The 18,490-nt window shown below is 40.6% G+C and carries 22 protein-coding genes, 1 pseudogene and 1 riboswitch; of the genes and pseudogenes, 2 read left to right on the forward strand and 21 right to left on the reverse strand.

The window, feature by feature from the left end:
* Nucleotides 1-78: 78 nt before the first annotated feature.
* From NSQ72_RS10320 to NSQ72_RS10385, 14 genes are all read right to left on the reverse strand, one after another.
* The gene (locus NSQ72_RS10320) at nt 79-1,188 is read right to left on the reverse strand and encodes a hypothetical protein (protein ID WP_047204110.1); all 1,110 of its coding nucleotides are present in this window, start codon (nt 1,186-1,188) and stop codon (nt 79-81) included.
* The gene (gene sigX, locus NSQ72_RS10325) at nt 1,100-1,708 is read right to left on the reverse strand and encodes an RNA polymerase sigma factor SigX (protein ID WP_039179611.1); all 609 of its coding nucleotides are present in this window, start codon (nt 1,706-1,708) and stop codon (nt 1,100-1,102) included. The genes NSQ72_RS10320 and sigX overlap by 89 nt, the downstream gene beginning before the upstream one ends.
* Before the next feature lie 202 nt (nt 1,709-1,910).
* Nucleotides 1,911-3,692: an ATP-binding protein gene (locus NSQ72_RS10330; protein WP_341083987.1), complete on the reverse strand. Its 1,782-nt coding sequence runs from the start codon at nt 3,690-3,692 to the stop codon at nt 1,911-1,913.
* Nucleotides 3,689-4,411: a response regulator transcription factor gene (locus NSQ72_RS10335; protein WP_003215596.1), complete on the reverse strand. Its 723-nt coding sequence runs from the start codon at nt 4,409-4,411 to the stop codon at nt 3,689-3,691. The genes NSQ72_RS10330 and NSQ72_RS10335 overlap by 4 nt, the downstream gene beginning before the upstream one ends.
* Before the next feature lie 85 nt (nt 4,412-4,496).
* Nucleotides 4,497-5,675, reverse strand: a complete 1,179-nt coding sequence (gene ccsB / locus NSQ72_RS10340) for a c-type cytochrome biogenesis protein CcsB (protein WP_039179613.1) — start codon at nt 5,673-5,675, stop codon at nt 4,497-4,499.
* Complete coding sequence (gene resB, locus NSQ72_RS10345) at nt 5,659-7,338, reverse strand: cytochrome c biogenesis protein ResB (RefSeq protein ID WP_341083988.1); 1,680 nt, start codon at nt 7,336-7,338, stop codon at nt 5,659-5,661. The genes ccsB and resB overlap by 17 nt, the downstream gene beginning before the upstream one ends.
* 1 nt (nt 7,339) lies before the next feature.
* Nucleotides 7,340-7,870 (reverse strand): thiol-disulfide oxidoreductase ResA, encoded by a 531-nt coding sequence (resA, locus tag NSQ72_RS10350; protein ID WP_039179621.1) that lies wholly within the window; start codon nt 7,868-7,870, stop codon nt 7,340-7,342.
* Between the two features lie 90 nt (nt 7,871-7,960).
* Nucleotides 7,961-8,695 carry a 23S rRNA pseudouridine(2605) synthase RluB gene (gene rluB / locus NSQ72_RS10355; RefSeq protein ID WP_024422842.1) on the reverse strand — a complete coding sequence of 245 codons (735 nt, stop codon included), beginning with the start codon at nt 8,693-8,695 and terminating at the stop codon, nt 7,961-7,963.
* Nucleotides 8,696-8,830: 135 nt separating this feature from the next.
* Nucleotides 8,831-9,367 (reverse strand): spore maturation protein, encoded by a 537-nt coding sequence (locus NSQ72_RS10360; protein ID WP_024422843.1) that lies wholly within the window; start codon nt 9,365-9,367, stop codon nt 8,831-8,833.
* A gap of 4 nt (nt 9,368-9,371) precedes the next feature.
* On the reverse strand, nt 9,372-9,959 hold the full coding sequence (locus NSQ72_RS10365) for a nucleoside recognition domain-containing protein (protein ID WP_039179626.1): 588 nt from the start codon (nt 9,957-9,959) through the stop codon (nt 9,372-9,374).
* Nucleotides 9,947-11,098 (reverse strand): D-alanyl-D-alanine carboxypeptidase family protein, encoded by a 1,152-nt coding sequence (locus tag NSQ72_RS10370; protein WP_341083989.1) that lies wholly within the window; start codon nt 11,096-11,098, stop codon nt 9,947-9,949. Before NSQ72_RS10370 ends, NSQ72_RS10365 begins: the two co-directional genes overlap by 13 nt.
* A 113-nt stretch (nt 11,099-11,211) precedes the next feature.
* A complete protein-coding gene (locus tag NSQ72_RS10375) occupies nt 11,212-11,691 on the reverse strand; it encodes a YpuI family protein (RefSeq protein WP_041085975.1) in 480 nt (159 codons plus the stop codon).
* A 113-nt stretch (nt 11,692-11,804) separates the two neighbouring features.
* Nucleotides 11,805-12,398, reverse strand: a complete 594-nt coding sequence (gene scpB, locus NSQ72_RS10380) for an SMC-Scp complex subunit ScpB (RefSeq protein ID WP_024422847.1) — start codon at nt 12,396-12,398, stop codon at nt 11,805-11,807.
* A complete protein-coding gene (locus NSQ72_RS10385) occupies nt 12,388-13,146 on the reverse strand; it encodes a segregation/condensation protein A (RefSeq protein ID WP_024422848.1) in 759 nt (252 codons plus the stop codon). The genes scpB and NSQ72_RS10385 overlap by 11 nt, the downstream gene beginning before the upstream one ends.
* 209 nt (nt 13,147-13,355) lie before the next feature.
* On the opposite strand from NSQ72_RS10385, the gene NSQ72_RS10390 reads away from it, so the two are divergent.
* Together NSQ72_RS10390 and NSQ72_RS10395 are read left to right on the forward strand one after the other, a co-directional pair.
* A complete protein-coding gene (locus NSQ72_RS10390; protein ID WP_012010430.1) occupies nt 13,356-13,448 on the forward strand; it encodes a YjcZ family sporulation protein in 93 nt (30 codons plus the stop codon).
* Nucleotides 13,449-13,538: 90 nt separating this feature from the next.
* Nucleotides 13,539-14,063: a DUF309 domain-containing protein gene (locus tag NSQ72_RS10395; RefSeq protein ID WP_341083991.1), complete on the forward strand. Its 525-nt coding sequence runs from the start codon at nt 13,539-13,541 to the stop codon at nt 14,061-14,063.
* Nucleotides 14,064-14,087: 24 nt separating this feature from the next.
* Here NSQ72_RS10395 and NSQ72_RS10400 read toward each other — a convergent pair whose 3' ends face one another.
* From NSQ72_RS10400 to NSQ72_RS10430, 7 genes and pseudogenes are all read right to left on the reverse strand, one after another.
* Complete coding sequence (locus NSQ72_RS10400) at nt 14,088-14,441, reverse strand: GNAT family N-acetyltransferase (RefSeq protein WP_039179637.1); 354 nt, start codon at nt 14,439-14,441, stop codon at nt 14,088-14,090.
* A gap of 113 nt (nt 14,442-14,554) precedes the next feature.
* Nucleotides 14,555-15,019 carry a 6,7-dimethyl-8-ribityllumazine synthase gene (gene ribH / locus NSQ72_RS10405; protein WP_029706184.1) on the reverse strand — a complete coding sequence of 155 codons (465 nt, stop codon included), beginning with the start codon at nt 15,017-15,019 and terminating at the stop codon, nt 14,555-14,557.
* 47 nt (nt 15,020-15,066) lie between these two features.
* Nucleotides 15,067-15,672: pseudogene (gene ribB / locus NSQ72_RS10410) on the reverse strand (3,4-dihydroxy-2-butanone-4-phosphate synthase); the annotation flags it as partial.
* An 11-nt stretch (nt 15,673-15,683) separates the two neighbouring features.
* Nucleotides 15,684-16,334, reverse strand: a complete 651-nt coding sequence (gene ribE, locus NSQ72_RS10415; protein ID WP_039179642.1) for a riboflavin synthase — start codon at nt 16,332-16,334, stop codon at nt 15,684-15,686.
* A 252-nt stretch (nt 16,335-16,586) separates the two neighbouring features.
* Nucleotides 16,587-16,728: riboswitch (FMN riboswitch) on the reverse strand.
* A gap of 105 nt (nt 16,729-16,833) precedes the next feature.
* The gene (locus tag NSQ72_RS10420) at nt 16,834-17,178 is read right to left on the reverse strand and encodes a hypothetical protein (RefSeq protein WP_034623431.1); all 345 of its coding nucleotides are present in this window, start codon (nt 17,176-17,178) and stop codon (nt 16,834-16,836) included.
* Nucleotides 17,179-17,408: 230 nt separating this feature from the next.
* The gene (locus tag NSQ72_RS10425) at nt 17,409-17,645 is read right to left on the reverse strand and encodes a DUF2164 domain-containing protein (protein WP_039179646.1); all 237 of its coding nucleotides are present in this window, start codon (nt 17,643-17,645) and stop codon (nt 17,409-17,411) included.
* Nucleotides 17,646-17,839: 194 nt separating this feature from the next.
* Complete coding sequence (locus NSQ72_RS10430) at nt 17,840-18,421, reverse strand: TetR/AcrR family transcriptional regulator (protein WP_106025038.1); 582 nt, start codon at nt 18,419-18,421, stop codon at nt 17,840-17,842.
* Between the last annotated feature and the right edge of the window lie 69 nt (nt 18,422-18,490).

Genomic DNA, 18,490 nt, shown 5'->3' on the forward strand with positions numbered 1-18,490 from the left:
TTTCATGACAGCTTAGTATACAGCAAGAAGGCCATTTTCTATACATAAAAAAAGAACGCAATGACTTGCTTGCGTCCTTTAACGATCTTTGATGACAACTGGATTCGGCAGAGCCGGTACCTCTATTGGTTCGTTTAATTCATATGGTCCTACTTGATCTGTTCCTACATTTTGAATGGTGACATCTGTAAAACCAAAATCTTTCGCTGTGAGCAGCAGACCTTCAATGAGTAGAATATGATCAATTGAGTCCGATAATTTCGCTGATGCTCCAAACGTGATGGTCACATGCTTACCTTTTGATGTCACTTCTTTAATGGATTCTTCTTTAATTAATGGTTCGAGCCCAGAATCACTCGTCCGTTTCATGGCCTCTACCGCCTCTTCATAAGAAGAATAATGCGTTTTTGAGGGCACCAAAAAAGTCCCGCTCTTATTTTCTAATACGTAATAAGCTTGCTTTGTTTGTTTATCAATCGATACCTTGCCGATGCTTCCACTTGCCCCTAATTGAAGCTGAGAGCCTTTGACAGATTTGACTTCCACTTGCTTATACCTGCTCCATTTCAGCGTTTCTTTTACCATATCTTTAAACCGATTGGCTTCCTTTATCGTATCAAGGGACAAATCATTTTTTAACTGAAAGACAAGTGTATTCCCTTTTTCACGAAGGTCCACCATCTCAAGATAAGATTGAAGTGGCTTTGTCATTTCAGGCAGCTGCACCTGTTCATATGTGTTCATCATATCCTGCAAATGGTCATGTTCATTTTCTTTTTCAATACTAATAGGAACCACTTGAGATGTTGATTCATCTATGTATGCAACCGTCATATATTTTTGCTTGTCTTCATGAGAAACAACGTGCGCGGTACCATTTGCCTGTTTCACCGGCTCTAATGTGGCATTCGCCTGTCCTTTGTCAGCACTTGATTCCATTTTTATCTGTTGATGCTGTTCTTGAGCAGCACGCTGAAATAAATGAGGAGAAATTAAAAACGCCATAAATAAAACCACAACGGTTGCCACCGCTGGACCGATCCATCTGACACTTTTCTTTTTCTTCCCGCTTGCCATCAGCATCTGCTGGTATATCTGCTTAGATGAACGGTTGTCCTCCACTTTTGGAAGCTGACTTAGTAACACCTTGATTCGTTCTTCGCTCCAATCGGACCTGTTCGTTTTCATTCACTAGCTCCTCCTTCAAAAGCTCCATATGTTTTCGGAGCACTTTCAGGCCTCGGTGCTGCGTTGTTTTGACTTTGCTTTCCGAGAACTTTAGCGCCTTTGCCGTCTCCATGATTGAGTAGCCCTGGATAAACCTTAAAATGATGACAGCTCTTTGATCAATCGTACAGTGATCAAGTGCGGCATAAATTTCTTTTGTATTTTCATCCTGTACAGCTAGTTCGTCTGGGAGCAAGTCTGGGTCTTTTACATCCTGCTTATCCCAATCAAACGTGCCGAGCACCCGTTGTCTAATGGTTTGCTGTTTGCGAAACCAGTCAATCGCCACATGCCTTGCAATTGAAAACAGCCATGTTTTCTCGCTGCTTCTTCCTTCAAAAGTTTTATATGAGTGAAGTACCCGAATGTAAACCTCCTGCACGAGATCCTCTGCCTGATTTTTATCTTTAACCATATAAAATAAAAACTGGTACAAATCTTGATGGTACGAATCATATATTTTTTGAAAGGTTTCATGCATAGGAAACCCCTCCGTTCACTTATTTTTGTCGAGTGACTCTTATAAAACGTTACATTACAACTTTATGACAAATATATTACAAGTTCGACAATTTGGAAAGGGCTTTTTGTTTAACTTCTCCTTAAAAATTTCAAAATAGAAAAAACACTTCATTTTCTTACGAAAAGAAGTGTTTCTCATGTAACAAGATTCTTCGTCAAGATTAGACGAGTTCCTGCTTTTTTCTCGGAATATAGAAGGTGAAGTGTGTACCTGCACCCGTTTTACTGTGAGCATGTATAGAGCCTTGATGCGCTTCGACGATGTTCTTCACAATCGCAAGGCCAAGCCCAGTACCAGAACGTCCTCTTGTTCTTGCTTTATCAGCTTTATAGAAGCGCTCGAAAATAAAGGGCAGATCCTCTTCTGGAATTCCGCTTCCCGAATCTTTCACATCCATTTTCAGCCCGTTTTCCACCGATTGAACCGAAAAGTGAACCTCTCCGCCCTTTGGTGTATGACGAATGGCATTATCAATGAGATTCGTAAACACTTGCTCAATCTTATCTGGATCGAATACAAAGTACGGTTCATCCACTTGAATGTCATACGTAAGGTCGATTTGTTTTTCTTTCGCAATTCCAAGAAACTTGCGGTAGATCTTCTCAGTCAGCTCTTCCGTATCTGTTGATTCAAGATTCAGTGTAATATGACCTGCTTCCATTCTCGCTAGATCTAGAAGATCATTTACAAGTCGTCCCATTCGAAGTGATTCATCGTAGATAATTTGAGCAATCTCTTTCTTTTCCTCTTCTGATCCTGCAATATCATCTACAATCGCCTCACTGTACCCTTGCAGCATGGCGATTGGTGTACGAAGTTCATGACTGACATTGGCAATGAAGTCTTTTCTCAGCTTATCAAGTCTTCGTTCCTCCGTCATATCACGAAGGACTGCAACTGCTCCCCTGACATCCTGCTGATTATAAAGCGGAGACATGAGAAGGACCCACGTACGCCCTTGCAGCGTAACTTCGATCATTTGCTCCTTTTCTGTGCTGACAGCTGTATGAAATAGCTCTCTCGCTTCTGGCGGCAGTTCATCTCCATCTTTGATCTTCATATTTTGCTCATAATACCACGCCTGCAAAAATCGTTCTGCAGGAGGATTGGTCATCAAGATCGTTCCATCAATATTGATGGTGATGACGCCATCGGCCATACTGCTTAAAATATTAGACAAATGTTCTTTTTCTTGATTTAAGGCGGTGATATGGAATTTAAGCTGCTTCCCCATTTGATTAAAGGCGATCGCCAGTTCTCCAATCTCATCTTGCGTTAAAATAGGAATCTTTGTATCAAATTTCCCCTTCGCCAAATCTTGTGCACCCTCTCTCATCTTTCTAAGAGGATAGGTGACACGTGTTGACAAGAAGAAAGCGAATATAGTGGTCAGTACAATCGCAATTCCAGCGGCTAAGAAGATGTATCGCGTCGTATGTTTTGTTGTTTGTTCTACAGCGAGAAGTGACTGAGAAAGAAAGACCATGCCTTTTTTTCCGTTCGCCTCATATGGAACACCGACTACAATTCGTTCATCTTTTTGATTGCCTGCATTAGGTTCTGCACGTTTACTGATTTTTTTACGATCTTTCAGTGCTTGATTTAAATCGCTGTCCGCTTCAATTTGTTTCTTTGTAATCGCAGGAAGCTTCCCGTCTTTTTCAGACGAATACCACTCTAGCCCGTCCTCTTGGATGATCGCAATACTCGTCAATTTGTCAGCGAGTTCTGATGTTATCGATCTTGCAAGCGATTGATCCTCATGGCTTTCTAAAATGACCGCTACTTTGTTCGCCATTTGTGTTAAATCAGATTTTGCTTCTTCTACATGATAATTCTCAATGAACTCTAAAAGAAGCACAGTTAAAATAGATAAAACGATCAGGACGAGGAAAAGAATGGTTAACCATAGCTTTCCTACAACACTTTTCCACAGTTTCATTCAGCGCCGACCTCAAATTTGTACCCGACACCCCATACAGTTACGATTTTTTTCGCTGCTTCTGGTGACACTTTATTCAGTTTTTCACGAAGTCGTTTGACATGGGTATCGACTGTTCGTAAGTCTCCAAAGAACTCATATTGCCATACTTCTTTTAACAGTTTTTCTCTGTCATAAACTTTATCTGGTGTTTTTGCAAGGAAATATAAAAGCTCATATTCCTTCGGCGTGAGGCTGACTTCTTTGCCATCAGCCGTCACCCTATGGGCATCATGGTCAATAGAAAGATGAGAAAACACAAGAACATCTTTTGTTGTTGTCCCAGTATTAAGATAAGACGTTTGAGACGATCTTCTGAGCAATGCCTTCACACGTAAAACAACTTCACGCGGGCTGAAAGGTTTGACGATATAGTCATCCGTTCCTGCCTCAAATCCTTGAACGCGGTTGGCCTCTTCTCCTTTTGCCGTCAGCATAATGATTGGAGTCGCTTTTTTGTCTCGAATTTGATTACACACTTCGATTCCATCTGTACCAGGCATCATTAAATCGAGCAAAATGAGGTCGTAATCGGTTTGAAGCCCTTTTTGAATCGCCTCATCTCCATTTTCCGCTTCATCGATTTCATAATTTTCACGTTCTAAATACATTTTTAAAAGGCGGCGAATTCTTGCCTCATCATCTACGACTAATATTTTCGTTTGAGTTGTGTGTTCCATTAGACAGTCCTCCTGCTTTCTCCGTTGTTACATTCATTTTAACAAAAAGCCGAATTGAATCATAAAAGTTGGCTTTTCCTTGTGATTATGCGTAGGAATGAAGCCCCGCAATGACAAGATTGACAAAGATGAGATTAAACATAATAATGGCGAAGCCGATCACAGCAAGCCAAGCAGACTTTTCACCATGCCAGCCTCGCGACAAGCGAAGATGAAGATAGGCTGCATAAAAGAGAAACGTAATCAATGCCCATACTTCCTTCGGGTCCCAGCCCCAAAACCTAGTCCATGCTATTTGCGCCCAGATCATGGCAAAGATCAGCCCGCCTAATGCAAATACAGGGAAACCAATCGAAACAGCCCGATACCCAATTTCATCGACTAAATCTAGGTTCACCTGTTTCACTAGCGGTTGAAGCAGTGCGCTCAGTCGTTTGCGAATGATCAATCGAATGAGTCCGTATATAATCAGCCCTACGCTAAATGACCATAACACTGTATTGACCTTTCTGCCTGAAAAAACAGGCGGCAGCTCAACAAACGGCTCCAAACGATCTTCCGTCACAAGCTCCCCTTTATGAGGTCCGACAAGAGCTGGCAGCTCATAGACCATCACACTTTTTTCTTTATTTTTATCGATCCAATTAAATGTCGCTTCATATCCTGTCATTCTAAAGATAGACGTGACAGCGATAAATGCAAGTGTCACCACAATCATAAACATGACAAGCTCTAAACCAAACGTCTTCTTTCCTGGCTTTGTTTGATCCACATGCTTTAATAGAAAGATGACGCCTGCCACAAAGCTGATGGCTAAAATGGCTTGACCAAGTGCTGCTGTTGTCACGTGAATATAAAGCCAATTACTTTGAAGTGAAGGGATCAGTGGTGAAATATCTGATGGGAACATACTTGCATAGGCAATAATCAATAAAGCGATTGGAAGTGTGAATAAACCAAGTACAGACACTTGATACACAAAATATAAAATGATGAATGCAAGCACCAGCATCATGCCAAAAGCCGTAGTGAACTCAAACAAATTACTGACTGGTGCATGACCAGATGCAATCCATCTTGAAATAAAATAGCCTAACTGGCTCAAAAAACCGATGATAGTAAGCGTAATGCCAATGAGTGCCGCCTTATTCCTTCGCGGTCCATCTTCTTTCTTTTTTCCTTTAATGGCACCACCAAAAAAAGGAACTGCCGCTAAATAAAATAGAAAAGCTGCAAATAACAGATTTTCACTGACTGCCGCCATCTAATCCTTCCCCCTTGCTTTTGCTGATACTTGTTGTATCAGGCAGCTCTTTTTGATCAACTGGCTGTTTGATGCCACTGCCGCTCAGTAACACGTTAAGATCGGACTTTAAGCCGAACCAGTTTTTGTTTGTATGTCCTGCCACCAATACTTTTCCATCCTTTACCGACAGCCAGATTCTTCTATGCTGCCAATACATCCCCTGCACGACACCAATCATGAAAATGATTCCGCCTACAATAAGCACCCCTAGTGTTAAATCTTTTCTAACAGTTAACCCTGTGACGTTTTTCGTTTCAACCCGATCAAACTTCATTTTATATAGATTGTTATCAGAACCCTCTACTGTCTCTTGAATGGCGACAAAGCTTTTTTCACCTTTAGGTTTTTCAGGAGAAATCATTTCAAACACGAAAGCAGGATTATTTGGATTCCTTGTTTTCGTACTTGGTGTTCCATCATCGTCAAAATAAAAATCAGGCAGATAGCTCATCACTTTGACTTTGTAACCGCTACCAAGATCATATTCTGACTTAGGCTCCAGCAGATTAATCTTCACTGTACCGAAAGATTTTTCTGTGTCTTTACGAATCAGCTGAAAGACCATTTGATCGAGTTCATTTTGTTTAAAATCCACTTGATATAATGAGAAATTGTCAAACTTAAGCGGTTCATTCACTTTGATATCGTGTTCTGTGACCTGCTTCAGCTTGGGCTTTTCACCCAATACAACTTCTCCTTCACGTTTGTATAATACGGCATCCGTTTTATAGCTTTTCACCACTTGACCGTCGCCAGCTTTTTCAATGGCATTCTCAAACACTTCTTTTTCATTTCCAGTTTCATAACGATCAATTGAAAACGCATTATTTTTCAAGAAATATTGACCATCCGTACCTGGAATCGGTGCAGTTTCACCTTCTCTGACCCATAGCGTTTCGTCTACGTACATGCCCGGGACGAACCGGAGCATCGATCCAATGAGAAAGATGATTAATCCAATGTGATTGACGTAAGGTCCCCAGCGTGAAAAACGTCCTTTTTCGGCTAAAATATACCCATTTTCTTCTCGCACGCGGTAACGCTTTTGTTTCATTACTCTGATGATGCCTTCATATGTATGCTGATCTAATGTTTTGTCTGTCTCACTAAACAGACGCTGTCTTCTCATAAAGCCTTCTTTTTTAATGACCCCTTGGTTTTTGAGTGCTCGATAAAGAGGAATAACGCGGTCGAGACTACAAATAACAAGGGAGATTCCGATTGATGCGATAAGAGCTAAAAACCACCAAGAATTATAAAGATCATGGAATCCAAGTGTATAATACAGCTTGCCAAACGATCCATATTGCTCTTCATAATACGTGGAAGCGGATGCACCTGGCGGAATAAATCGCTCCTGCGGAAAAATCGTTCCAAGCGAAGAAGCAAGCAGTGTAATGACAATCAGCCACACACCCACTTTAACCGAAGAAAAAAAGTTCCATACTTTATCAACAATCGTTTTGTTGTATGTTTGCGAGCGTCTTGCACTGCCGTCATATCTCATATCAAGCAGCTTTGAAGAGTTTTTCTCTTTAGCCGCAATGGGATTCCCGCATGATTCACATAGAACAGTACCGATTGGATTAATATGTCCACACTCGCACTTTACCTCTTTCATTCTATGACCCCTTTGGTTTAATCAAATTCATATATTCATAGACATTACGTTCTGTCATCGTTCCCTTTATGACTTTGATTACCTTGCCTTCAGGATTAATTAAAAATGTGGTTGGCAGCGGCGTAATATCATATGCCTCTGTCACTTGACGATCTTTGTCCAAGGCAACAGGAAAATTCACGCCATAGGATTCCATAAAGTTTTTCACGGCAATTTTGGATTCCGCAACATTGACTGCAACAATTTCCACACCACGATCCTTGAACACTTCATATTGATTCGCCATATAAGGAAATTCTTGTTTACACGGACCGCACCATGTACCCCAAAAATTAAGAAAGACACCTTTGCCTTTTAAGTCCTTTAATTCAATCCGATCCCCATCCACAGATTGAAGGACAAAGTTTGGCGCAATAGATCCTTCTTTGACTCGATCCTGTTTGGCAAATACTGAGTTATACATTGTATAACAAAGTGCAGCAAGCATCACGAGGAGAATGCCCGTCCGTATGAAAAACCGTCTTTTTTTCATCTGAAGTACCCCTTCCCCATAGACATTCAGGTAAATTATAGCATTCTCCTTCTTTTGATGCTTCTTCATTTTTTGAAGTTTATGTGAAAATTAAAAAGCGCTTTTCCCATGATCGGCAATTGCTCTCAGGCGCTTTACTTCATGTGGAGACAATTCTCTGCGGTCTCCTGGTCTCATACCTTCAATATGAAGGAACGAATATTGCTCCCTTTTTAGCTTTAACACATCATGGCCAATCGCTTCAAACATGCGGCGCACTTGTCTGTTTCTGCCTTCATGAATGGTTAATTGGACAATACAAGTTTGCTTTCGTTTATCAATAGAAAGCATTTTCGCACGAGCAGGTGCTGTTTTTTTATGATCTAACATGATCCCTTTTTCTAGCTTTCTAAGCAGTTCCTTTGACGGAATGCCTTTTAGCTTCGCTGCATACGTTTTATCAATTTCGTATTTCGGGTGCATGAGCTTATGGGCAAATTCCCCATCATTTGTAATCAAAATCAAACCGCTCGTATCATAATCTAACCGGCCGATTGGATAAAGGCGCTGCGGGACATCATCAAAGAAGTCTGTGACGACCTTACGTCCTTTATCATCCTCGGCAGCAGAAATGACGCCGCGCGGTTTATAAAGCATAAAGTAAACCGGTTCTTCTCTTTCAAGCTTTAAGCCATTGACTTCAATTTTATCTGAAGAGCCCACCTTCACTCCGAGCTCTGTCACTGTTTGACCATTAACGGTAACTCGTCCTTCTTTAATTAATTCTTCAGCCTTTCGTCTTGAAGCGACGCCGGCATGTGCAATTACTTTCTGTAAACGTTCCATTTGTCTTTCACCTCATGTACTATCTTACTTGCTTGACCTAAAACAAACAAGCATTCGTGGAAAAATAAGCGTTTCGTCTGTCTAATTTCAGCTAAAAAGCGATTTTCCATCCATGAAATACAAAAAAGCGCCTGATTAGGCGCCGCTAAATAACAAACTGACGATAATCACAGATGCAATGACACCAATGAGATCTGCTAACAAACCTACTTTTAGCGCATCTCCCATTTTTTTAATACCGACTGCTCCAAAATAAACCGTCAAAATGTAAAGGGTGGTGTCTGTTGACCCTTGCATGACTGCCGCGAGCTGGCCAATAAAAGAATCTGGACCATACGTCGCTATCAAGTCTGATGTCATTCCAAGTGCAGCCGTTCCTGATATCGGGCGAATAAACGCAAGCGGAACGACTTCTGGAGGGAAACCAATCGCTGTAAAGACTGGTTTTAAAAGTCCCATAACAAAATCAAGCGCACCTGACGCACGGAATATCGTAATAGCTACAAGCATGCCGACTAAATAGGGAATGATGGAAAAGGCAATTTGAATGCCCTCTTTTCCTCCCTCCACAAATGTTTCATAGGTTGGTACCTTTTTAATGGTTCCAGCAATCAAAATCCCTGCGATGATCAGTGGAATCAAAGCAAGTGACAGCCAATTAATAAATGCCACAAGATCACCCCCGCCTGCTTCTGCGATAGTGGAAATAACGATCGATGAGAATTGCACCGATTCCTGAAATGAGTGTTGCTAAAATGGTTGGTCCTACAATGTCTGTTGGCTGATCTGCCCCATAGGTCATTCTTATAGCAATGACGGTTGTTGGCACAAGTGTGATAGAGGACGTGTTGACCGCTAGAAATGTAATCATAGAACGGCTTGCCTCATTTTTTCCGCCATTTAATGCTTTCATCTGCTCCATCGCTTTAATCCCAAGTGGTGTAGCGGCATTCCCAAGACCAAAGAAATTTGCCATGAGATTGGACAAAATATACCCCATTGCAGGATGATTAGGCGGAATATCCGGGAATAGCTTTGAAATAAAGGGTCGGCACATTTTACTAAAGAAATTTAACAGCCCTGCCTCTTCGGCAATCTTCATGAGCCCGAGCCAAAAAACGAGGACACTAATCAGACCAATTGAAATAGTAACCGCTTCTTTTGAGCCCTTAAATACAGCCTCATTCACTTCATGCATCGTTCCATTAAACATCGCATAGACAAGACCGATGACAGTGAGAAATACCCAAATTAGATTGACCATGAAGATCCGCCTATAGATGTCTGAAAGACAGACTTAAACATTTCTTGAAAGCTTTTCTGAGGCATGCGGTTTCGTTTATTTTCATAAAAAATCGGTAATTGCTCGATCACCTGTCCATCTAATAAAATGGTCATTTTCCCTACAACATCCGGGATGGCTTCGGCGTTTTTTTTCCATTTCTTTTTAGGGGTGAGCATTTCTGTTTCAATTTTGACAAGTTTTTTCTCATCTTCATTTAAAAAATAGTCCACATCACGCTTGATAAACGCTTTTTTTTCGTAAAAGGTCCCTTTTAACGAAGTAAGTCTTCCTTTTTCAGCAAGCACATACGTTTTGTAGTGATCAAATGCATATTCAAACATAGAGATATGATCCTTCCAGTCATCCGGCGCATTAATGGTCACAGCGATCAGCTCAGCATCCCCTTTTGCAGCGGTGGAGACGAGTGTACGTTTTGCAAGTTTTGTATATCCTGTTTTCCCTCCAGTTGAATATTCGTATAAACCGGTGAGCAGCTTGTTTTTATTTTTCCAATAGCCTTCCATTGTTTTTGCTTTATAGAAAGTCGTACCAGCAATTTTTTGATATTGTTTATGTTTCATCGCGTATTTTGTTAGGATCGCCATGTCATAGGCTGATGAATAATGATTTTTATGATCATCGAGTCCGTGCGGATTTTGAAAATTCGTATTCTCCATTCCTAGTTCAGCTGCCTTTTGATTCATCATAAAAATAAAGCCTTCTAAGCTGCCGCCAACATGCTCTGCAATGGCAACAGCTGCATCATTTCCAGAACGCAGCATGAGCCCGTATGTCAAATCTTCTAAGCTCACCTTCTGCCCTTCCTTTAAATAAATGGATGAGCCCTCCGCTTGAATCGCACGTTTTGATACTTTGACGGTATCTTTCATTTTTCCTGATTCAATAGCTAATACAGCCGTCATGATTTTTGTAATACTGGCGATTCTTCTTTTTTCGTGCTCGTCCTTTCCAAATAGGACTCTGCCTGACTGTCCATCTATTAAAATGGCACTTCTTGCACTCACTGATAACGAAATGTCTGCTTTGGCATGTGAGGAAAAAGGCAGTAAGAGTGTAAATAGAAGAAGGACTGCTGTTCCAATTTTTAAATAGGGCATGTTCATTCACGTCCTTGTCCGTTTTGTACAAGTGTATGCTCAGCTGAAAAAGTTATGATGCCTCGTCCATAAAAAAAAGCGCCTCTACATGGAGAGGCGCTTCTTCGACTTACTTATACCATTTTCACTTGTTGATGAGAAGTCGTATATTCCAGCTCTTCTCTCATCGCTAAAAAGTCTTTTTCTAGTGAAGAAAATAATTGTTTCATATCAGCGGATACTTCATGGTGAAAAACAATGCTGCTTTTTCCTGTATAGGCCGAACGGCTGTCTTCATACCATGTATCTTTTTTCGGCGTGAAAAATTCTTCAATACATTGATGATAAATACGGTGAAGCATCTGCTGTGCGGCTTGCTGCGGAAATGTCTGCTGCTGCCCCATTTTCCTGCAAACTGCTGCTGCATCCTCGCTGTACACTGCAAGCTTCCGTAATGTACTCAATATGTCACAATAATAGGCTTCCGCTTCGGGGTTTAATCGTTTCAAGCTTGATAAGGTGGCTTCGTTCAGAAAACCATTCATTTCAATTGCAACCTTTGATAAAAAGACGCCTGCTTGATCAACTTGAGCCTTTACATTCATATGTGCCATTTGTTTCGTGTTTACCTTCCCCTCATGGCTTTGTCACCATTTTATCTGTCATCAAAAGATTTTAGACCTAAAATCTTTTTTATATTTTATCATACATTTTTCCTTCGTTTGAACTATTTTATATCTTCAAATGTTTGATTGAAGTTTTCAAAAAATAGATCAGCTTCTTCTTGCACACCATCTGCTTCCACATTCTCTGGAAGCGGTGGTAATTCATCTAACGCTTTTAAGCCAAATTGCTCTAAAAAGGTCGGGGTTGTCCCATAAAGAATTGCTCGTCCCGGGCCATCGGCACGTCCTACTTCACAGAGCAATGCTTTGGCTACTAAGCTATGAAGCACACGCTCTGATTTGACGCCTCTAATCTCCTCTACCTCACTGCGTGTAATCGGCTGTTTATAAGAAACAATGGCAAGCACCTCCAGCGCTGCCTGCGATAAACCTTTGGATGGTGTCTCGACTAATTTTTTTAAATACATGCTGTATTCTTTTTTCGTCAGCAGCATATATGAATCTGCATATTCAATGAGCTCAATCCCTCGTTCTTGTTTTTGATATTCTTCCTTTACGGAAGACATAATGTCGAGTAATACCGACTCATCTACTTCAAGAACAGACATGAGCTGTTTTCTTGTTAAGCCTTCGTCACCTGCTGCATACAGCAGCGCTTCTAAGATGGCTTTCCAATTCACGATATCAAGCGTCATGAATCGTTTCACTCCCTATGATATAAATGTCTTCAAAGTTCCCTTCCTGCTCTAGCATGATTTGATGACTTTTCATCAATTCGAGAACAGCAAGAAACGTCACGACAAGGTGTTCCTTTTGATCATGTTGAAATAGAGTCATGAAATTGGTCCGCTTTTTTGTTTTTCTTAAATGGTTCATAATCTCATTCATTTTGTCTTCAATCGGGATTTCTTGTCTTGTAATCTTTGATGGTGCTGGTTTCGTTATTTTCTTTCGGTTTAATACCTTTTGGAACGCACCTAACATATCATACACCGTTACGTGTAAATTTGTGTCCTTCGCTTCTGATTCTTTTGCAAATTCGCTTAAATCACTCGGTGGTTTTGTAAAGGCATTTTGCCTTTCTTCTTCGCGTTCCTTTAGTTCTTGTGCTGCATTTTTATACTTGCGGTATTCAATCAATTTGCCAATCAGCTCTTCTCGAGGATCCTCTTCCTCTTCGAGCAGGTCTTCATCAAACAGCTCTTCCTCTTGTTTCGGAAGAAGCATTCTGCTTTTAATACTCAGGAGGGTTGCAGCCATGACCAAATATTCACTCGCAACATCGAGCTCAAGCTCCCTCATCGTGTGGACATATAATAAATACTGCTCCGTAATTTTAGCGACGGGAATATCATAAATATCAATTTCCAACCGGTTTATTAAATGTAAAAGCAAGTCCAAAGGACCCTCGAACGAATCTATTTTCACCTGATATTCCAGCATCTTTTTCTCACCATTTCTACTGTCTTCTAAGTACCGTTTCACCGGCTAACCTTTAGTATAAGACAGGATAAAGCTCTCGTCCAATATAATTTCGGCCATGATGCCTTAGGCAAATCAAGAAAAACAGTGGATCCGCCCATACCAATAAGGGCATTTATACATAGAATACCATTGTAATCAGAACTGATGAAAAAGGAGGCCGTATCATTATGGGAGATGGCTATAACTTCGGCGGAGGATTCGCGCTTATTGTCGTGCTTTTCATCTTGCTGATCATCGTTGGCGCGGCTTGGGTTTATTAAAGAAACAGAGCGTCCTTTTCAATAAAGGGACGCTCTTTCTTCTTTTCTTTTCAATATGTTAGACTGAGAGTGGAAAAGGAGATGACTGCTGTGTATCCTGAAGCGTACGTGGCTTTTTTACACGAATTTCATACAACAAGAGATTATTTTGAGTGTCATGAAATTCTAGAGGAATATTGGAAGGAAGATCCCCCTGAGCAGCGCAAAGAATATTGGGTCGGGCTCATTCAGCTCGCTGTTGCCTTGTATCATCAAAGACGGGGAAATGGAGAAGGAGCAAAACGGCTCATTTCTAACAGTCTTCATTTGTTAGAAGCAAACCGTTCAGTATTATCGAATCTCGGTCTGGATGATGAGGCATTTCTGTTGCTTTTGCGAACGCTGAAAAAGAAGATGGATGAAGACATGCCCTATGAGAGTGTGATGCTGCCGATCAAAGATGAAGCACTTCTATCTTTATGCCAAGAAATGGCCCAAAAAGAAGGACTGCTTTTTGGACAGGAAAGCAACTTATCCCATACATTTTTAATCGAAAAACATAGACTCCGTGACCGGACAGATGTATTGCTGGAGCGAAAAAAGCAGATTGAACGTAAAAAAAGCAGAGGACTGTAGCCTCTGCTTTTACATGTGTGATATTTAATTTGATTCGCTGTGACACTTATGAAAGAAGCCTTGCGTTAATTCATTTGGAATGAGTGTTTTGGTTTTAAATATGTCTTCCACGGCTAAAACCATTTCCTTGCCGATTCCTTGATCACGATGGGATGGATTCACACTAATATGCTCGATTTGTACTTGGTCGTCTGTTTTCAACACACCAATAGCACCTACAATATCCTCGCCATCTTTCCATAGGAACAGCTGCCGATCTTCATCCATTTCATATGACTTCATCGTCTGCTGAAGCTGTTTGACGTCTTTCTCACCCGGCATAAAGGACAGGAGTCCCATGGCAATTTTTTCAAAAGACCTCTTGTAACGAATTAACATATATACCCCTCAATATTCAAATTATCCTAATTTCCAGCAAATGTCTTATGATTCATTTGCTCATCACACATTATAAACATTTTTATACCGTTTTTAAACTCTTTTTCACTAAATTAAGAGAACGTTCGATTGAGATTCGCCATTTCAATAGCAGCTGCAGCCGATTCGCTGCCTTTATTTCCAGCTTTTGTACCAGCTCTTTCAATGGCTTGTTCAATCGATTCTGTTGTCAGTACACCAAAGATAATCGGTACCCCTGTTGACATTGCACTTTGAGCAATTCCTTTAGCAGCTTCATTACAAACGTAATCATAGTGAGTCGTTGCGCCTCTGATCACGGTTCCAAGTGTGATGACTGCATCATATTTTTTGGTTTCAGCTAATTTTTTTGCCATGTACGGGATTTCAAAAGCGCCTGGTACCCACACAACATCGATATCATCACCATTTGCTCCGTGTCTGAGCAATGTGTCTTCTGCTCCATCTAACAGTTTACTTGTAATAAAATCATTGAATCTCGCTACAACGATTGCAAATTTTAGTCCTTCTGCTACTACATGACCTTGTATTGTATTCATATGTTAATCATCCTTTTTTGTGATTTTTATTTTGTTTTGATAGTCGCTGTTTGATTATTGTTTAAATATGTCTGTAATGCTTCTATTGTCAGCATCTTTAAATCATGCTGTTTTTGGATCTCCTTTAGTTCAGGGACGCGAGCCATTGATCCATCTGCATTCATAATTTCACATATGACACCCGCTGGCTCTGAGCCTGCCAGTTTAGCAAGATCAACCGCCGCCTCTGTATGACCTGGTCTTTCTAGTACGCCGCCTTCTTTTGCAATAAGCGGAAAAACATGGCCTGGACGGGCAAATTCGTCTGGTTTTGCGTCTTTATTTAACATGGCCAGCATGGTCGTGGAGCGCTCAAAAGCACTGATACCAGTCGTCGTTGTCACATGGTCGATGCTTACTGTAAATGCTGTATGGTGTGCATCTGTATTATGTTCAACCATTGGATGCAGATTCAGGTGTTCGGCGATCGACGCATCGACTGGCGTACAAATGAGGCCTCTTCCATGTAAAGCCATGAAGTTAATCACTTCAGGTGTGGCATGCTCAGCAAGTGCCACAAAGTCTCCTTCATTTTCTCTGTCTTCATCATCCACTACGATAATGATTTCTCCTTGTTTAAGGGCATTTATTGCCTCATCAACAGAATGATACATACATTCGCCTCCTAGAATCCGTGCTCTTTTAGAAATGATGGGGTCAATCGAGATGGCTGTTTATCGCCTTGCTCTTTTGTTAAAAAACGATAAATGTATTTTCCGATCATGTCACACTCTATATTCACGATATCCCCCATAGATTTAGTCGGGAAAATAGTTCCTTCAAGCGTATGAGGAATAATAGAGACTGTGACTTGTGAATCTCGCAAATCGAAAATGGTCAAGCTGACACCATCTATTGCGATCGAACCCTTTTGGGTGAGCATATCTGTGAGGGTCTTGTCCATCTTTAAATCATAGTAAATGGCATTACTCTTCTTTTCTATTCGGGTGATGACTGCCGTTCCATCAACATGGCCTGAGACAAAATGGCCGCCAAATCGTCCATTTGAGGACATGGCTCGCTCTAAATTCACTGGACTGCCTTTTGTCAGCTGATCCAGTGATGTCGATTTGACCGTCTCTGGCATCACATCTGCGGCGAACTGTCCTTTTGTAAAGCTTGTGACTGTCAGACATACTCCATTAATGGCGATACTGTCTCCGAGGTGAACATCTTCCAGCACACGGCTGCATGTAATGACAATTTCCATGGCATCTGCTGACTTTTTACTTAATGACTGAACGGTGCCAACTTCTTCAATTATCCCCGTAAACATGTGATCCTCCCTTTCTTTTCATTTGTATTTCTCACTTTTTAAAAAAGCGATGTTAGGGACATGTGATCGATTGAGCACCTTCGTCGCTTTTTATGGTCCATACAAGGTAGATGAGGGATCACCTAATAAACACTGCATGCATCTATTAACAACAAAAACATACAGAAAGCCCCGGAAAAAATTCCGGGGCTTTGGTTTTTTTGCATCAGAAATAAGACTATGATCAACAAATATTTTTCGTTCATAGCTTTCTTTATCCTTCTCCCATCCAGACTTTCACTGTCGGCTTCAGCTTTTCACTGAATCAACCGTTAATAAATTAACGGGTCACGGGCTGTAAAGCATTTGCTTTATTACCGTCGGTCGGGATTTTCACCCTGCCCCGAAGGATACAATCGATATTTAGCTGTCCTTAGGGGCTATTATAGCGATCCTTGTTGTCAAATGCAACAATCAAGATTTCTTCAAAAAAAAGCCTCCTTATAGGAAAGGAGACATGTTAATTTACGACTTTTACTACTTTTATCAGTCCATCTATTCTTTTTTCATTACTAAAGTAGGCTTTAATACGATCGCCTTTTTTCAGATCGGCCACATCATCTTCAAATTTCTTACCATTAAAAATGATTTTGGTGCCATTCTTTGCTTGACCGTAATATTCATCTCCATCAATTTTCGTAATGGTATATTCATAGATAGTGTAATCTTTATCATTATTTGTTAAGCTCTCGCCAATGGCTGTTGGCACATCTTCAATTTTCATGCCATTCATGTATAAATAACCTGCGCCTAAACAAAGCAGTAAAACAAATAAGATTGCCATTTTTAATTTAATTTTCCCCATATTTAGAACCTCCATCATCTGCACTTCGCCTATTTGTATGTTTTATTCCTTCTTTTATTGAAATAAAACCAAAAAAGCTGATTTTCATTAATGGTTACTTATATAACGATTCAGATGGCCCTTTGGTTCCACCTCTTAATCATTACATATGATACGAATATGCGTTCTTTATTAAGGGGGTCTTTTTCCTATTTATCAGTTCGTTTCACACGATACTGCAGTCTTTTCGATTATATTCTTTTTTCGAGTGCGAATAAGTCTTCCTCTAACAATTGTGACCGCTGAACAGCGATGCTGCGGCTGTCGCGAACCCCTTGATTATAATAGTAGCTTCCAAGGTTTTTTGTGATAAATTCTAGTATATTAATGGCTGCTAATTCACCAATCTCTTCTTCTCGTTCTTCGGCAAAGTAACGCTGAATGGCCATCATCATTTGATTTTTTTCTTCTTTAGTGAGTGGTTTCAAAGTCTCCCCTTCTTTCTTTCTATTTTCTTCATTTGCAGCTGGATGTGCTGGTATTCCACAAATGCGAATGTTTGTTCTCTTATCATATCATAAAAAAAGATTCTGTGCATGAATGCCCTAAAAGAAAAAGCGTATTTTGATGTAATGGATCAAAATACGCTTTTTCTCAGAAGGTGTCATAGGTGTTATCCATTTTATTTTAAAATGGATAGGATCGTCGCTACAGAATGATCTACAAATGAACGCTCTGGACGTGACTTCATGAGGACGGTAAGCCCGATGAAAGAAACGACCAGTGTCTGTGCTAAGGCTTTAGCATTCAAGCCGCTTTCGAGCTCACCTGAGCGAATGCCTTGCACGATCTTTTCTTCAAAAATAACCGAAAGATACATCTGATGCTCTCTTGTCAGAATTTCAAATTTCTCTTCGTGTGGAGCAAGTTCCACTATTGTATTAATGCAAAAACAGCCTTTACTTGGGCCATCTCCATATTCCTCTTCCACTACATCTGTCAATAATAGATGAAATGCTTCCTTTACAGATCGATTGTTTTGAAGTTTTGTTCGAATACGGGCTGCATGCTGCTTTGTATATGTGCGTAATGCAGCCTCAAATAATTCCTCTTTATCTCCAAAGGCTGCGTATAAACTTGGCCGCTGTATTCCCATTTTTGCAGTCAAATCGCTTAACGTTGTAGCTCTATACCCCTTTTCCCAAAAAAGCATCATTGCATCATTCAACGCTTTTTCCTCATCAAACTCACGCTGTCGAACCATCATCAATTCCTCTTTTCAACAATAAAATCCTTTCACGATAACAACCATCTATTTCTTTGTTTGTAAGTT

Source organism: Bacillus sp. FSL R5-0659 (assembly GCF_038008785.1).
In the GTDB taxonomy this organism is placed as follows: domain Bacteria; phylum Bacillota; class Bacilli; order Bacillales; family Bacillaceae; genus Bacillus; species Bacillus safensis.

Excerpts from the sequence above, each read along its gene's own strand:
- ribH (WP_029706184.1), bottom strand. The coding sequence starts at position 15,019 with ATGAATACAATACAAGGTCATGTAGTAGCAGAAGGACTAAAATTTGCA.
- NSQ72_RS10320 (WP_047204110.1), bottom strand. The coding sequence starts at position 1,188 with ATGAAAACGAACAGGTCCGATTGGAGCGAAGAACGAATCAAGGTGTTA.
- NSQ72_RS10375 (WP_041085975.1), bottom strand. The coding sequence starts at position 11,691 with ATGGCACATATGAATGTAAAGGCTCAAGTTGATCAAGCAGGCGTCTTT.
- NSQ72_RS10385 (WP_024422848.1), bottom strand. The coding sequence starts at position 13,146 with ATGCTGGAATATCAGGTGAAAATAGATTCGTTCGAGGGTCCTTTGGAC.
- scpB (WP_024422847.1), bottom strand. The coding sequence starts at position 12,398 with ATGACGCTTGATATCGTGAATTGGAAAGCCATCTTAGAAGCGCTGCTG.
- NSQ72_RS10370 (WP_341083989.1), bottom strand. The coding sequence starts at position 11,098 with ATGCCCTATTTAAAAATTGGAACAGCAGTCCTTCTTCTATTTACACTC.
- ccsB (WP_039179613.1), bottom strand. The coding sequence starts at position 5,675 with ATGGCGGCAGTCAGTGAAAATCTGTTATTTGCAGCTTTTCTATTTTAT.
- ribE (WP_039179642.1), bottom strand. The coding sequence starts at position 16,334 with ATGTTTACGGGGATAATTGAAGAAGTTGGCACCGTTCAGTCATTAAGT.
- NSQ72_RS10365 (WP_039179626.1), bottom strand. The coding sequence starts at position 9,959 with ATGGTCAATCTAATTTGGGTATTTCTCACTGTCATCGGTCTTGTCTAT.
- resA (WP_039179621.1), bottom strand. The coding sequence starts at position 7,870 with ATGAAAAAAAGACGGTTTTTCATACGGACGGGCATTCTCCTCGTGATG.
- sigX (WP_039179611.1), bottom strand. The coding sequence starts at position 1,708 with ATGCATGAAACCTTTCAAAAAATATATGATTCGTACCATCAAGATTTG.
- NSQ72_RS10390 (WP_012010430.1), top strand. The coding sequence starts at position 13,356 with ATGGGAGATGGCTATAACTTCGGCGGAGGATTCGCGCTTATTGTCGTG.
- NSQ72_RS10430 (WP_106025038.1), bottom strand. The coding sequence starts at position 18,421 with ATGGTTCGACAGCGTGAGTTTGATGAGGAAAAAGCGTTGAATGATGCA.
- resB (WP_341083988.1), bottom strand. The coding sequence starts at position 7,338 with ATGAAAGAGGTAAAGTGCGAGTGTGGACATATTAATCCAATCGGTACT.
- NSQ72_RS10400 (WP_039179637.1), bottom strand. The coding sequence starts at position 14,441 with ATGTTAATTCGTTACAAGAGGTCTTTTGAAAAAATTGCCATGGGACTC.
- NSQ72_RS10330 (WP_341083987.1), bottom strand. The coding sequence starts at position 3,692 with ATGAAACTGTGGAAAAGTGTTGTAGGAAAGCTATGGTTAACCATTCTT.
- NSQ72_RS10420 (WP_034623431.1), bottom strand. The coding sequence starts at position 17,178 with ATGGGGAAAATTAAATTAAAAATGGCAATCTTATTTGTTTTACTGCTT.
- NSQ72_RS10335 (WP_003215596.1), bottom strand. The coding sequence starts at position 4,411 with ATGGAACACACAACTCAAACGAAAATATTAGTCGTAGATGATGAGGCA.
- rluB (WP_024422842.1), bottom strand. The coding sequence starts at position 8,695 with ATGGAACGTTTACAGAAAGTAATTGCACATGCCGGCGTCGCTTCAAGA.